This window comes from Aurantivibrio infirmus, from assembly GCF_054767315.1.
The window spans coordinates 75012-88662 of the sequence record NZ_BAAFSK010000001.1; the positions used below are offsets into that span (position 1 = coordinate 75012).

Genomic DNA, 13651 nt, shown 5'->3' on the forward strand with positions numbered 1-13651 from the left:
CTCGTCTCGTTAAATCTTATGTTGTCATCAAGATCTCCAGCCTGATCAAAATTCCCGCGTATTTTCAGCGACCTGGGAAGATCTAGTAAAATCATCCGCACAATTCGGCTTCTATCTTTAACTCGGCGGGCAGCATTTTAGGCTCGACGATCGCAATGGTTTTCTGACGACTGGTTAGGCCCTTCACAATGTTCGCTCGAGAGCTAGGCACTCCACACCAGCGGCTAAACAGCGTTATCAAGTGCCTATTTGCCTTACCTTCTGTTGCTGGGGCAGTGATCTTAATTTTTAGGCGGCGATCGTGAATACCGACAATCGCGTCGGTTTTGTTCCCAGCTTGAATCAAGCAGTTGATGAGCAGTTGAGAGTCGGCGTGCCAGTTGAAATGACTCATTTAATTATTGCCGGGTACCTTTGCGTTCTGTTTGCATTTGTCTTTTAAGGTATGACCTGTAGGTTGAACGAAGTACGTATAAAAAATAGAAATAGCAAAACAATCATCGCCGATAGATCAAGCATTCCAATCGGAGGAATGAGTCGTCGGACTGGACCTAAAAGTGGTTCCGCCATTGATCGAATTACGCCGGCGATAGGGTGATAGGGGCTGCTAATCCAACTCAATATTACTGTAGCGAAAATCACTACCAAGAAAAAATTAATCACCGTGCCTAACGCAGACAACAAAACTAAAATTCCAAATTGAGAGCCAAAACCACCCCTGCTAAATAATAAAATCCAAAACACTAATTTAATTATGACTAAAGCCAAGAATAAAACGATGGAGGCCGTGTCGGTTCGGCCAAAAGCAGGGATAACTCTTCGCAAGGGCGTCAATAGTGGCGACGTCGCTTTGAAAATAAATTGCGAAAGCGGGTTATAGAAATCACCTCGTCCTATCTGTAAAACAAATCGCGCAATCACAATTAATAAATATAAATTAAACAAATTTAAATATAAGAACTCGAAGCCACCCGTGAAATTCATCTTATTAATCACCAACTTTATAAAAGATTAAAATCAAAATTGTTAAAAAATATTAAATCAAAAACTAAAACTCTTCAGCCAATGTTGCGGCGCGATTCGCCGCGGCAGCCATCGCTTTTTTCACACTCGCAGTCAGGCCATCTTCTTGAAAAGACTCTAAAGCCTTTAAAGTAGTTCCCCCAGGTGAAGAAACTCTTTTTCTCAATTCTGCGACATCAACGTCACTAGATTGTGCTAATAGACCGGCACCGAGGCAGGTTTGTATGGCGAGGTTGTTGGCGATTGTTGGCGATAAGCCCTGATCAATTCCGGCTTCGATCATTGCCTCCATAAGCAAGAAAAAATACGCTGGACCACTACCTGATAAAGCCGTGACTGCATCAATAAGCCTCTCTTCATCTAGCCATTCAATAATGCCGATGGCTTTAAGAATATCTTCTGCTTGCAGTTTTTGTTCTTCGCTGGTTAGTGAATTGGCAAATATACCTGTAGCACCGGCTTGTACCAACGCAGGTGTGTTGGGCATGCAGCGAATTATTGGTAAATCAGCATTTAACCAGTCAGTAAATTTTGCGATAGATATACCAGCAGCAATCGAGATGATAAGTGGTTTATGTTCGATATTTTCTCGAATTTGTTCGCAAACAATTTTCATAATTTGCGGCTTCACAGCCAACACAACTACTTGTGCTTTCGCGACGCTAGTAGCGTTGTCTGTACTGGTGTTGATGCCGTAAGAATTGCTTAATGCTGTTAAGTTTGTTTCCAGAGGGTCGCAGGCAATAATTTTTTTGGGGTCGTATGCTTGCGCCACCAATCCACCAATAATACTGTTAGCCATGTTGCCACCGCCAACGAATGTAATCGTTGCTTTACTCATTTGTCCTCTCTGTAAAATTTCTTTAAATAAATATATCTAATTAATTTCAAATGCGTTGGATGCTGACTAGAATCGCTAGCCTGCAAGTGTTGAGTAGATTATTCCTAGGCTTTACATTTTGCCCGCACGTTCGCCAAATATATCGGTACCGATACGTACAAAAGTCGCGCCCGCCGCAATAGCTGCTTCCATATCACCCGACATCCCCATTGATAGAGTATCCAAATGTTCGCCTCTGGCGCCCTGCGCTAATAGATCAATTTTGAGCTGCTGGAAGGCCTGTTGAACCCGCTTAAAGACCGCGAATTGCTCGGCGTATGTATCGTGGGCTACTGGGATCGCCATTAAGCCTCGTAAGCGAATATGAGGCAAGTTTTGTATGGCTAGCGCCAGGCTCAAGAGATCTTTTTCTACGACGCCGCTTTTTGACGATTCTTCATCTATATTTACTTGTATACAGACGTTGAGGGGCGCCAGTTGCCTTGGACGCTGATCGTTCAGTCTTTGAGCAACTTTTAGCCTGTCAACACTGTGAACCCAGTCAAAATTCGTGGCGATATCGCGGGTTTTGTTGCTTTGGATCGGCCCAATGAAGTGCCATTCAATAGCTAAGTCGCTAAGCTGTTGCTGTTTTTGTAAGGCCTCTTGCAGGTAATTCTCGCCGAAGCGATCTTGGCCGAATTCAAATGCAGTTCGCAACATGCTTGCCGGGCGGGTTTTGCTCACGGCAATGACGCGAATATCATCGCTATCCCGATGGGCTTTGTCAGCCGCATGCTGCACTCGGTCGTGGACTTTGCTTAGTTTGTCGCGCAGGTGATTCATAGACTTTTAAAGCGTATCTGAATGGGTTACAAACATTGCTTAATTATGGCTTCAAAAAGTTGTTAACAATACAGCCTAAGCTGCTGACTTTAAATAAATAAACTATGTGAGCAATATTGTTCACAGATTGATCGTATACATACTAGGGTAGTCGAATGGATATTACGGAACTGTTGGCGTTTAGTGCCAAACAAGGCGCTTCGGATTTACATCTTTCCGGAGGCTTGCCACCGATGATTCGTGTTGATGGCGATGTGCGACGAATTAACTTGCCGCCTATGGAGCACAAACAGGTTCATAGTTTGATCTACGAGATCATGAACGACAAACAGCGTAAAGACTATGAAGAGTTCCTCGAAACCGATTTCTCTTTTGAAGTACCTGGTGTCGCCCGATTCCGTGTTAATGCCTTTAATCAAAACCGCGGTGCGGCGGCAGTATTCCGAACCATTCCGTCGAAAGTGTTGACGATGGAAGAGTTGGGCATGGGGCAGGTTTTCAGAGATATCTGTGCAGTGCCACGGGGTTTGGTTCTGGTTACCGGTCCGACGGGTTCCGGTAAGTCGACGACGCTTGCGGCGATGATGGATTACATCAACGACAATAAATATGAACACGTCCTCACTATCGAAGACCCCATCGAATTCGTTCACGAAAGTAAAAAATGCTTGGTCAACCAACGCGAAGTTCATCGCGATACCCATGGCTTCTCGGAAGCGCTGCGTTCAGCACTACGTGAAGATCCAGATATTATTCTGGTTGGTGAGATGCGTGATCTCGAAACCATTCGTTTAGCATTAACCGCAGCGGAAACAGGCCATTTAGTATTTGGTACATTGCATACAACCTCCGCAGCAAAAACTATTGACCGGGTTGTTGACGTATTCCCCGCTAATGAGAAATCCATGGTGCGATCTATGTTGTCGGAATCGCTACAGGCAGTAGTGTCGCAAACATTGTTAAAAAAGAATGGTGGTGGGCGAGTCGCGGCGCATGAAATTATGCGTGGTACCTCAGCAATTCGAAACTTAATTCGAGAAGATAAAGTGGCACAAATGTATTCTGCAATTCAAACCGGTGGATCGCATGGCATGCAGACCATGGATCAATGTCTAGCGGATATGGTAGAGCGTCGAATTATTAATCGTGACGTTGCGAAAGAAAAAGCAAAAATGCCGGAAAACTTTTAGGAAATTCCGAATAGATTCTTATTTTCAAGTTGGCGTAGAAAGTTTTCATTCAGAGATCTCCTAGAATAATTTATGAATTTATAAATGCAAAAAACAGGCTTGGTGTCGCAGAGGATTAGTTGATGGATTTTGATAGACTTTTAAGTTTAATGGTAGAAAAAGGCGCGTCGGATTTGTTTATAACCGCCGGCGTACCACCATCAATTAAGTTACACGGAAAAGTTGTTCCGGTAACCACCTCGCCGCTGTCTCCAGAGCAAGCTCGTGAAACCGTTTTGAGTGTGATGAACGAGCGCCAACGCGCTGAATTTGTTGATGCTAAAGAATTAAATTTTGCGATTAGCGCGCGCGGTATTGGGCGATTTCGTTGCAGTGCTTTCTACCAGCGCAATTTGGCTGGGATGGTATTGCGTCGTATTGAAACAAATATTCCGAAACCAGATGAGTTAGGTCTTCCTGAAATTATTAAAGAGCTGGCGATGACTAAGCGTGGCTTGGTTATTTTTGTTGGTGCGACCGGTACAGGTAAGTCCACTTCGCTAGCGGCGATGATTGGTCATCGCAATCGCAATAGTAAAGGCCATATTATTTCCATCGAAGATCCCATCGAATTTATTCATCAGCATCAAGGTTGTATTGTTACGCAACGCGAAGTGGGGATCGACACAGACTCTTTTGAAGTTGCGTTGAAAAACACTTTACGACAAGCGCCAGACGTCATTCTTATCGGTGAGGTTCGTTCGCGAGAAACGATGGATCACGCAATTGCTTTCGCAGAAACTGGTCATTTATGTTTGTGTACCCTGCACGCAAACAACGCTAACCAAGCCTTGGATAGGATCATCCATTTTTTCCCGGCTGATCGTCATTCGCAATTGTGGATGGATTTGTCATTAAATCTTCGAGCTATTGTAGCGCAACAGTTAATTCCAACACCGGACGGAAATGGTCGTCGAGCGTGTATGGAAATTATGTTGAACACACCATTAGCGCAGGATTTAATTCGTAAGGGCTTAGTTCATGAGCTTAAAGAGTTGATGAAAAAATCAACCGATTTGGGTATGCAGACGTTCGATCAGGCCTTGTACGAACTGTACGATCGCGGCGAAATTACTTATGAAGATGCTCTGTCCTATGCTGATTCGCCGAATGACTTACGCTTAATGATTAAGCTTGCGTCTGAAACAGATGCTTCTTACCTTAGTAATGCAGCGGACGAATTAACGATTCAGGAAGATGAGAAAGATACAGGGAAACTGTTTTAGTATTTTTAAGTTTAAGTTTGTTTTCGAGAGCAGAATTAGTTTGTAGAATTATTTTTCTCAAACCAAGATTCAAGAATTAAACGTGCTGCAATTGAATCGACAGGGTTTTTGCTAAAGTCTAGCGTTTGTCTCCTATCCATGGCTTCGTTTTTTGCAGAATAAGTTGATAATCTCTCATCGATTAATTCGACTGGTAATTTATATTTTTCTCGTAGGCGATTTGAGAATTTTCGCGCGCGCTTAGACATTTCACTATCGCTACCATCCATATTTAATGGTAAGCCCACCACCAAATTATCTGGTTCCCATTCTCTTAGTATTTTTTCTACATTCTCCCAGTTTGGAATTCCATCTCGCGCTTTAATTGGCGTCAATTCAGTTGCGGTACTGGTAATAGTTTGGCCGACAGCCAAGCCAATGGATTGAGTACCAAAATCAAATGCAATGAGAGTTTTAGACATGGGTTGCAGCTTAGTTTGTTGGTATAGCTAGGCGTGACCAGCCATCGTATGAATACTATTGATGTCGATGCCAAGATAATTAGATGCGCTAGCCCAACGGCGTTCGAAAGGCACATCGAAAATTATTCGGTCGTCAGCAGGAACCGTAAGCCAGCTATTCGCGGTGATTTCTTCTTCCAGTTGGCCAGGATCCCAGCCTGCATAACCCAAGGCGACAAGCGCTTTTTCTGGCCCTCTATTTTCAGCAAGAGCGACCAAAATATCTTTTGAAGCAGTAAGACTAATTGTGGAGGATATTTTTAGTGTGGACTCCCATTCTTGCCCTGCACTGTGCAAAATAAATCCGCGATCAACATTCACAGGTCCGCCAGCCAGAACCGCTTGTTCACCAATGTTTTGAACACTCTTTGTTAAACTTTCATTCTCAATCGCGATATTTTTGTTGTCACTGATGTTGAGTTGCTTAAATATTTCACTGACTTTCACATCGAGTGGATTATTCAGGATAATGCCAAGTGCACCATTTTCAGTGTGATCGCAAATATAGGTAACGGTTTGAGAAAAATAAGAGTCTTCCAGGTTTGGCATCGAAATTAAAAAATGATTGCGCAGGCTATAAGGACTGAAATCTCTGGGAGATTTAGTCTGCCCGTCAAGAGAGTGTTGGTTTTCTTTTTGCGTGTTTGAAGTCATAAAAAGTAGTATTGGGTCATCTAGATGCTATTACAAGGGCTTTCGCGGTTTCTATGCTATCTAGCGGGAAAGATTCGCCAGAAATTACAAATAGAATTAAAGGTGTCTAGATTAGGGCAATCGTTAATTAGACGTTGATAGCCCAGTGATATCAAACAACCATGTGCGAATGATTTCTAGTTGATCAACTTCTTTAGCGATTTCAGGAGGGAAAGGCGGGAAAGGTGCTGCCATGTGTACAATTTGCAGGGCGGAATGGTCGAGTAAGTTGTGGCCGGAGGATTGTAACAAGTCAACACTAACAATAGTGCCGTCGGCTTTTAACACGGTGACCAATCGAAGTTGGCCAAAAATTCTTTTGTCGAGCGCTTCTTGGGGAAAATTTTCGTTGCCAATTTTTTTAATTCTTTGTTCCCAATGATTTAAATACTCAGCATCTGTCGACGAGGTTGTTGAAACTGAAGTCAGGCGTCTTATTCTTGGCTTGCTGGCATAAGCTTGTTTTTGTTGATCTCTTTTTGCCCGTAGACTCGCTATTTCTGATGTGGTCGCCTGTGCTTGCCGGTCACGACCTTCTTGCGGTGTTCGTTGATCAATTTCCTCTGGCTTAGGGACTTGGCTGACTTTAATGTTTGAGCTTGCTTCACTTGATAGCTGATTGAGCGGCTGAGATTCGCTGGCTTTAATGGCCAGCGTTTCGGGAAGCGGATTTACATCGCGGATTTGTGTATCCGTAAACGGTGCGGGATCTCGCGTCGTTAACTCCCTGACTTCATCCAAAGTACCGCTAGCTTCTTGATTAAACTGCGCCTGAAAGTCGGCCTTGTCCGGCGCTTCGGCGCTTTTAAACGTCGCGATCGTGACTTCAAACGTGGCGGGGATATTTGGCTTAGTGGCTATATTGAAACCGATACCCAGTATTAGTAAACCGTGTAAAGCGGTCGCCAAAAAAATAGCGAAACTTAGGCGATCACCCGCACCAACGGCGTTCTTTGCAATGATTGCTTGTGTTTCTAACTGCGACATAGTTTCCTAAATTTATCCGCTGTGTTTTGTCGGCTTTCGAACTAAGTATTAGCCGCTTGATTTAGATAATAGAGCGGTAATAGCGTCCATCAACCGATCACCGATCTTAGTATCGTATTTTTTATCGATCTCTTTGGCACAAGTTGGGCTCGTGACATTTATCTCGGTTAGGTATTTGCCTATCACGTCTAAACCAACAAATAGTAGCCCTTTTTCCTTTAGCGTTGGCGCGACTTGGGCCACAATCCAGCGATCTTGTTCACTCAATGGCTGTGGTACGCCGGTGCCACCGGCTGCCAGATTGCCTCGCGTCTCGCCCTCCGCCGGCACTCTCGCCAAGCAATAGGGAATAGCTTCGCCATCAATGAGCAAAATGCGCTTGTCACCTTGCTTAATTTCGGGAATGTAGCGTTGAGCCATGATGGAGTTTTGGCCGTTGTTGGTTAAGGTCTCGATGATGGCTCCGAGGTTCCTCCCATCCGGACCACAATGGAAAATCCCGGTGCCGCCCATGCCGTCGAGCGGTTTATAAATAACGTCTTTATGTTTTTTGTGGAATGCCCGTAAGCCTTGAATATCGCGACTGACTAAAACGGGTGGGCAGCATTGCGGAAATTGTGTGGCGAATACTTTTTCATTGCAGTCTCTTAGGCTCTGCGGCTTATTGACGATAAGAGTTCCCAGGCGCTCAGCGGCTTCAAGAATATAGGTCGAATAAATGTATTCGCTATCGAAAGGAGGATCCTTTCGCATCAGTATTACGTCCAGTTCATCGAGATTTATGGTGCGCCTGTCATCCAATGCAAACCACTGGTCGGGATCATCAAAGACCGCTAATTTACTGGAAAAGGCTCTGGGCGAGCCGTGGTCGAGGAATAGGTCACCCTGTTCCATATATTCGAGGTCCCAACCACGTTTCGCCGCCGCAAGTAAAAAGACAAGTGTCGTGTCTTTGCTAAAATTGATGGAGGAGATTGGGTCCATCACAACCCCTAGTTTGATACTCATAAATAGCACGTCGTCCGATTAAGTGATTGGTTCGACTGAAAAACAGTGATTTTAAACTCGCGTGACTCTAGATTATTTGGCACCGAAAGAGAATTAACTTTCCTTCGCTAGTTGAGCCTGAATTGTGCGATCAGCGATTATAAACAGAAAAGTTAAACGCTGCTGTTTTAGCGCGAAGTGAGTACTACCAGAGCAGCTCAATATCCAATTTTTGCCGTTGATTCAGGCGGTTATAGATAATACCTGAAAACTGTGTTAAAAGATTAAAAACTGAGCGGTTAGTTAAATAAAACGAATATACCGCGTAAATACATGTAGTTATCAAACGCGAATTGATCCTATAAAAAGGTCATAAAAAGGTAGAGATATGAACCTAGAAAGTCTGAAGGTCATGGTAATTGACGACAGCAAAACCATCAGGCGAACTGCTGAAACTTTGTTGAAAAAAGCAGGGTGTGCGGTCGTCACGGCAACCGATGGTTTCGATGCCTTGGCGAAGATTGCTGATACGCGCCCGGACATTATTTTCGTCGATATCATGATGCCGCGACTCGATGGTTATCAGACTTGTGCTCTGATCAAAAACAACAGCGAGTTTAAATCTACTCCGGTCATTATGTTATCGAGTAAGGATGGCTTGTTCGATAAGGCGAAGGGAAGAATCGTCGGCTCTGACCAATATTTAACGAAACCATTTAGTAAGAGCGAGCTACTGGGTGCAATTGAAACCCATGTTAAACAACAAGCGCAGGCTTCTTGATTCAACGTTAAGCGCAATTGCAAAGCACAAAATTAAAAAGCTAGAAAAGTAATCGTTTTTAAGAACATAAATTTAAAGTAACAGGACGCTTCGGAGTTTTTTTATGGCTAGAGTACTAATCGTCGACGATTCTCCAACCGAAACCTACAAGCTAACTAGCATGTTGGAAAAGAATGGGCACGCCGTTATCACGGCGGAGACGGGTGAAGATGGCGTTTCGACCGCTAAAAAAGAATTACCCGATGTTGTTTTAATGGATATCGTAATGCCGGGCTTGAACGGTTTTCAAGCCACTCGTCAATTGCGAAAACACGCCGAAACAGCTGGAATTCCAGTGATTATCGTAACCACCAAAGATCAAGAAACTGATCGTGTTTGGGGTATGCGCCAAGGGGCTAAAGCCTACCTTACGAAGCCAATCGAAGAAAAGTTGCTGATGGATACCATCGGGCAAGTCATGGCTTAAGTAAGTATTTCGCTAACGATCAAAGATAAAAACTATGTCCAACCAATTAGCCGCATTTAATGCTCTACTCGATCTTGCGCAGAAAAGTAAACGTTCTGCGAAAGGTTTGCCTTCTCAGATAGAGACGGTTCAGCAATGGAGCGGTATTGGCTTTAACGTGCTTGATCGCTACTTCGTCGCGCCAATGGGCGAAATTTCAGAATTGTTAGAGTTGCCAAGTTATACCAAATTACCCGGTGTACAACCCTGGGTTCTGGGTGTTGCAAATGTCCGTGGCCGCTTATTGCCGTTGTTCGATTTGGCGGTATTTTTAGGTGGGCGACTCAATTCTGCACGAAAAAAACACCGTGTATTGGTTCTCGAAGCCAACGGTTTGTATTCCGGTGTAGTGGTAGATGCCGCTCTCGGTATGCAGCATTTTCCTATCGATTCTTATTCAAATGAAATCAAAGAGCTGCCTGAATCAGTTCGGGCGTTTGTTGAGGGCAGTTACTCGCAAAATCGCGGTGCGGTTGGCAGTGATGATGAGCAGTGGTTTGTGTTCAGTCCTTCGAAGCTTGCAGAAGAACCCAGTTTTGTGAATGCAGCAAGTTAATTGTTCCCTACAGGATTGATTTTCATCGGGTCTTGAAGCCGGTCGAGCAGGGAATGGTAGGTATAACAGTAAGTTAGATAGTAAGTTAAAACGAACAACGTGGGTGGTCGATTTTCGCTAGTTTGGCTCAAGTCCTCCCAAAACGCACAGACGCTCAGGAGCGCGTAGCATGAAAACTGAAACTAAAAAAACCTCCTCCTCCTCACAGGGAAATAAGGGGACACTGGTCTTAGTCGGCCTGTTGGTCGCCAGCCTTGTGTTGATGGCGGGTAGCATCTTCTTGGTATTGCGTAACAGTGCGCAAGATCAGGGTTATTTGCAGCTGGTCAACGAACTTCGCGCGTCGTCATACCAGTTAACGGGTCTGGCCCGTGATGCTACAAATGGTAATGAAGCATCGTTTATCGAGCTGCAGAGCGTTGTCGATACGATGTCTCAAACTTGGTTAAGTTTGCAGTCGGCAGATGCGAGAACGAGAACGCAAGTTGCGGGCGAGTTCGCAAGCTTTAGAGCGGTATGGGAAAAAGTTCGAGAGAATGCTCAAACCATCGTAAATAACCGAGAAAGAATTACCCTCCTGACTGATGTGGCATCGACCCTAAACCAATCACTTCCCGAGCTTCAGGCTGAACACGAAAATATTAAAGATATCCTGCTAGAAAATGGCGCACCAGCGGATCAGGTTGCGACAGCACAAGAACAAACTTGGCGAGCTGAGCGTATTGGTCGAAACGTAGAAAAGATGTTGGCGGGTGGTGCAGATTCATCATCAGCAGCTGACCAATTTAACTCGGATGCGCGTTTGTTTGGTACGTTCTTAGAAGGGATGCGTTCTGGTAATAACACCTTAGGTATCTCGCGCGTTTCGGATACGGACGCAGCGGACAGTCTTGATGTTATTGGCGAATTGTTTGATTTCGTAAATAAATCGGTACGCGATATCTTTGAAGCGTCTCCTTCATTATTCGGCGCACGACAATCCTATAACCAAATTCTTGATGATTCACCTTTGCTTCTTGGTGCACTCAGTAATCTTTCAAATCAAATTAGCGCGCAGGCATCTTCGCGGCAACCAAACAATATTACGATTTTACTTTTTGGTATCTTGGCGGTTGTATTGTTGGGTGTGATCGGTTTGAAAACTTATGCCGGTACACGAAAAACCTTGGTGGATACTGCAAATACCAATGAAAGAAACCAATCGGCAATTTTACGTTTACTCGATGAGTTAGCCGATCTCGCAGATGGTGATTTAACAACGACCGCTACGGTATCGGAAGATTTTACTGGTGCGATTGCTGACTCTATTAACTACACGATTGACCAATTAAGAATCTTGGTTTCGCGAATTAACGAAACAGCTGTAAATGTATCGCGCGCTTCGCAAGACACGCAGCAAACCGCATTGCATCTTGCTGAGGCTTCGGAGCATCAGGCACAAGAAATTGCTGGGGCATCGGCGGCGGTAAATGAAATGGCCGTAACGATTGACCAAGTATCTGCGAACGCATCTGAATCAGCAGCGGTTGCGGAGCGGTCGGTATCGATCGCGAACAACGGTGCGAAAGTGGTACAAAATACTATTCACGGTATGGATACAATTCGTGAACAGATTCAGGACACTTCAAAACGTATTAAACGACTCGGTGAATCTTCACAGGAAATTGGAGACATCGTATCGTTGATTAACGACATTGCTGACCAAACCAACATCCTCGCACTTAACGCTGCGATCCAGGCATCGATGGCGGGTGACGCGGGTCGAGGCTTCGCGGTGGTAGCGGATGAGGTACAGCGGCTTGCGGAACGTTCAGCCGCTGCGACCAAGCAGATTGAAGCATTGGTTAAAACCATTCAGAACGATACTAACGAAGCTGTTATCTCGATGGAACAAACAACGGCGGAAGTGGTACGCGGAGCTCGCCTAGCACAGGATGCGGGTGTGGCACTGGAAGAGATTGAGAACGTATCGTCGTCTCTTGCAGAATTGATTAACAACATTTCGAACGCCGCACGTCAGCAAGCTTCTTCAGCTGGCCACATATCAAATACGATGAACGTAATTCAAGAAATTACATCGCAAACTTCTGCGGGTACCAGTGCAACGGCACAGTCGATTGGTAACTTGGCAGAGATGGCTTCTGACTTACGTGATTCGGTTGCGGGTTTCACCTTACCGAAAGATTTGGCAATGACATTTGGACCTATGAATACAGGGCAAATGCAAGCAGTTGCCGTTGATGAAGATGACGTTGAAACCTTAGAAGAAGCGGTTGATTTATCAATGGATAGTGCAGTTGACGATGAAGACTTTGCTTTGAGTGAAAACGACGATGATCTAGAAATTAATATCATGTCTGATGATGATTCAGAAGATAATCGCGAAGCAATTGCTTAATAGAAATTTAGATTTGTTCGAGATTAAAGAAGGATGCTAAATGGCGTGGACTTTACAAACTGCCGCTGCGTTAACGGAAAAAGAATTTGATCAGTGGCGAAAGCTGCTAGAAGAACGTACCGGGATACTGCTAAATCCACAACAATTAGCATTTTTACAAACCCAGATAACCATGCGCATGCGTGAACTTGGGTTTGAAAATTATGAGGAATACTTTGACAAAGTAACCGATGGAATTTGGGGAAAAGCAGAGTGGTCGGTTTTAGTTGACCGGCTCATGGTTAAAGAGACCAGCTTTTTTCGCCATCGACATTCGTACGAAGCGGTTAGAAAACTACTTCAAGACAAAATAAGTAATAAAACATTGGAAGGGAGTTTTGATGTTTGGAGTGTCGGTTGTTCTACAGGAGAAGAACCGTATTCCTTAGCGATGATTCTCAACGATTGTTTTGATTGGGCGCAGTTAAAGCCCTACTTTGGAATTTTTGCGACAGATATCAGTATGCCGGCATTGAGCAAAGCTCGGGCAGGTATATACAACGAGCGAAAGTTAGAGCGCATCAGCGAAAACGAAAAGCTGCGCTATTTTAAAGATCTTGGTGATGGTCGCTACAAAGTAGCAGATAAGCTCCAAGATCGATTATGTTTTTCTCAAGGCAGCGTACTAGAAATCAAATCGATGCCAGTTGAAAAAATGGATGTAGTTTTTTGCCAAAATTTATTAATTTATTTTCGACGCTGGCGTCGACGTGAAATACTACAAGGCTTTGTTGATCATTTAAAACCTGGCGGACTTTTAATTATTGGTCTTGGTGAAATGGTTGACTGGAAGCATCCAGAGCTGAAGCCTTTAGTAGACAGTAATGTTCAGGCTTACGTAAAAGTATAAAGTTTGCTTTTAAGTGGCTTTTGACAGTTATACAAAAACGAAGTTGATAAACGAAACAAGCTTAGGGTGAAATTTCAAAATTTTTTAGTTAAAGATTAATTTTAAAAATTCCCTTAACAAGATGTGTTCATTGATTTTTTACAACAATCGATTTTGGCAAAGCAAGCGTTAATGCAGCAACTATCGCAGCGACACATGCAGTCAAAAACAA

The 13651-nt window shown here is 44.1% G+C and carries 15 protein-coding genes; 7 read left to right on the forward strand and 8 right to left on the reverse strand.

All coding sequences use genetic code 11. The features are described 5' to 3' along the window. Positions 1 to 91: 91 nt before the first annotated feature. The 4 genes from ACYUCY_RS00305 to ACYUCY_RS00320 form a co-directional block, all read right to left on the reverse strand. Entirely contained in the window at positions 92 to 394 is a 303-nt protein-coding gene (locus tag ACYUCY_RS00305) for a DUF167 domain-containing protein (protein ID WP_460224435.1), read from the reverse strand. 44 nt (positions 395 to 438) lie between these two features. Next, complete coding sequence (locus tag ACYUCY_RS00310; RefSeq protein ID WP_460224436.1) at positions 439 to 984, reverse strand: YggT family protein; 546 nt, start codon at positions 982 to 984, stop codon at positions 439 to 441. 64 nt (positions 985 to 1048) lie between these two features. After that, on the reverse strand, positions 1049 to 1864 hold the full coding sequence (proC, locus tag ACYUCY_RS00315; protein ID WP_460224437.1) for a pyrroline-5-carboxylate reductase: 816 nt from the start codon (positions 1862 to 1864) through the stop codon (positions 1049 to 1051). Positions 1865 to 1975: 111 nt separating this feature from the next. Continuing rightward, complete coding sequence (locus ACYUCY_RS00320) at positions 1976 to 2689, reverse strand: YggS family pyridoxal phosphate-dependent enzyme (RefSeq protein ID WP_460224438.1); 714 nt, start codon at positions 2687 to 2689, stop codon at positions 1976 to 1978. Positions 2690 to 2844: 155 nt separating this feature from the next. Between ACYUCY_RS00320 and ACYUCY_RS00325 the strand changes: the two genes are divergently transcribed. After that, positions 2845 to 3879, forward strand: a complete 1035-nt coding sequence (locus tag ACYUCY_RS00325) for a type IV pilus twitching motility protein PilT (RefSeq protein ID WP_460224439.1) — start codon at positions 2845 to 2847, stop codon at positions 3877 to 3879. Between the two features lie 122 nt (positions 3880 to 4001). Further along, on the forward strand, positions 4002 to 5144 hold the full coding sequence (locus ACYUCY_RS00330) for a PilT/PilU family type 4a pilus ATPase (protein WP_460224440.1): 1143 nt from the start codon (positions 4002 to 4004) through the stop codon (positions 5142 to 5144). A gap of 35 nt (positions 5145 to 5179) precedes the next feature. Here the strand turns inward: ACYUCY_RS00330 and ruvX are convergent, their stop codons facing one another. From ruvX to gshB, 4 genes are all read right to left on the reverse strand, one after another. Then, positions 5180 to 5605, reverse strand: coding sequence for a Holliday junction resolvase RuvX (ruvX, locus tag ACYUCY_RS00335; RefSeq protein ID WP_460224441.1), 426 nt, complete (start codon positions 5603 to 5605; stop codon positions 5180 to 5182). Positions 5606 to 5632: 27 nt separating this feature from the next. Next, entirely contained in the window at positions 5633 to 6298 is a 666-nt protein-coding gene (locus ACYUCY_RS00340; RefSeq protein WP_460224442.1) for a YqgE/AlgH family protein, read from the reverse strand. 123 nt (positions 6299 to 6421) lie between these two features. Further along, positions 6422 to 7324, reverse strand: a complete 903-nt coding sequence (locus ACYUCY_RS00345) for an energy transducer TonB (protein ID WP_460224443.1) — start codon at positions 7322 to 7324, stop codon at positions 6422 to 6424. Positions 7325 to 7372: 48 nt separating this feature from the next. Continuing rightward, entirely contained in the window at positions 7373 to 8332 is a 960-nt protein-coding gene (gene gshB, locus ACYUCY_RS00350; protein ID WP_460224444.1) for a glutathione synthase, read from the reverse strand. A 367-nt stretch (positions 8333 to 8699) separates the two neighbouring features. Between gshB and pilG the strand changes: the two genes are divergently transcribed. The 5 genes from pilG to ACYUCY_RS00375 all read left to right on the forward strand — a co-directional run bounded on the left by pilG (position 8700) and on the right by ACYUCY_RS00375 (position 13440). Then, a complete protein-coding gene (gene pilG / locus ACYUCY_RS00355; protein ID WP_460224445.1) occupies positions 8700 to 9092 on the forward strand; it encodes a twitching motility response regulator PilG in 393 nt (130 codons plus the stop codon). 103 nt (positions 9093 to 9195) lie between these two features. Then, the gene (gene pilH / locus ACYUCY_RS00360) at positions 9196 to 9558 is read left to right on the forward strand and encodes a twitching motility response regulator PilH (protein ID WP_460224446.1); all 363 of its coding nucleotides are present in this window, start codon (positions 9196 to 9198) and stop codon (positions 9556 to 9558) included. Between the two features lie 34 nt (positions 9559 to 9592). Further along, positions 9593 to 10153: a chemotaxis protein CheW gene (locus ACYUCY_RS00365; protein ID WP_460224447.1), complete on the forward strand. Its 561-nt coding sequence runs from the start codon at positions 9593 to 9595 to the stop codon at positions 10151 to 10153. Between the two features lie 169 nt (positions 10154 to 10322). Beyond that, positions 10323 to 12551, forward strand: a complete 2229-nt coding sequence (locus tag ACYUCY_RS00370; protein ID WP_460224448.1) for a methyl-accepting chemotaxis protein — start codon at positions 10323 to 10325, stop codon at positions 12549 to 12551. 40 nt (positions 12552 to 12591) lie between these two features. Beyond that, complete coding sequence (locus tag ACYUCY_RS00375; RefSeq protein WP_460224449.1) at positions 12592 to 13440, forward strand: CheR family methyltransferase; 849 nt, start codon at positions 12592 to 12594, stop codon at positions 13438 to 13440. The last annotated feature ends 211 nt before the right edge of the window (positions 13441 to 13651 follow it).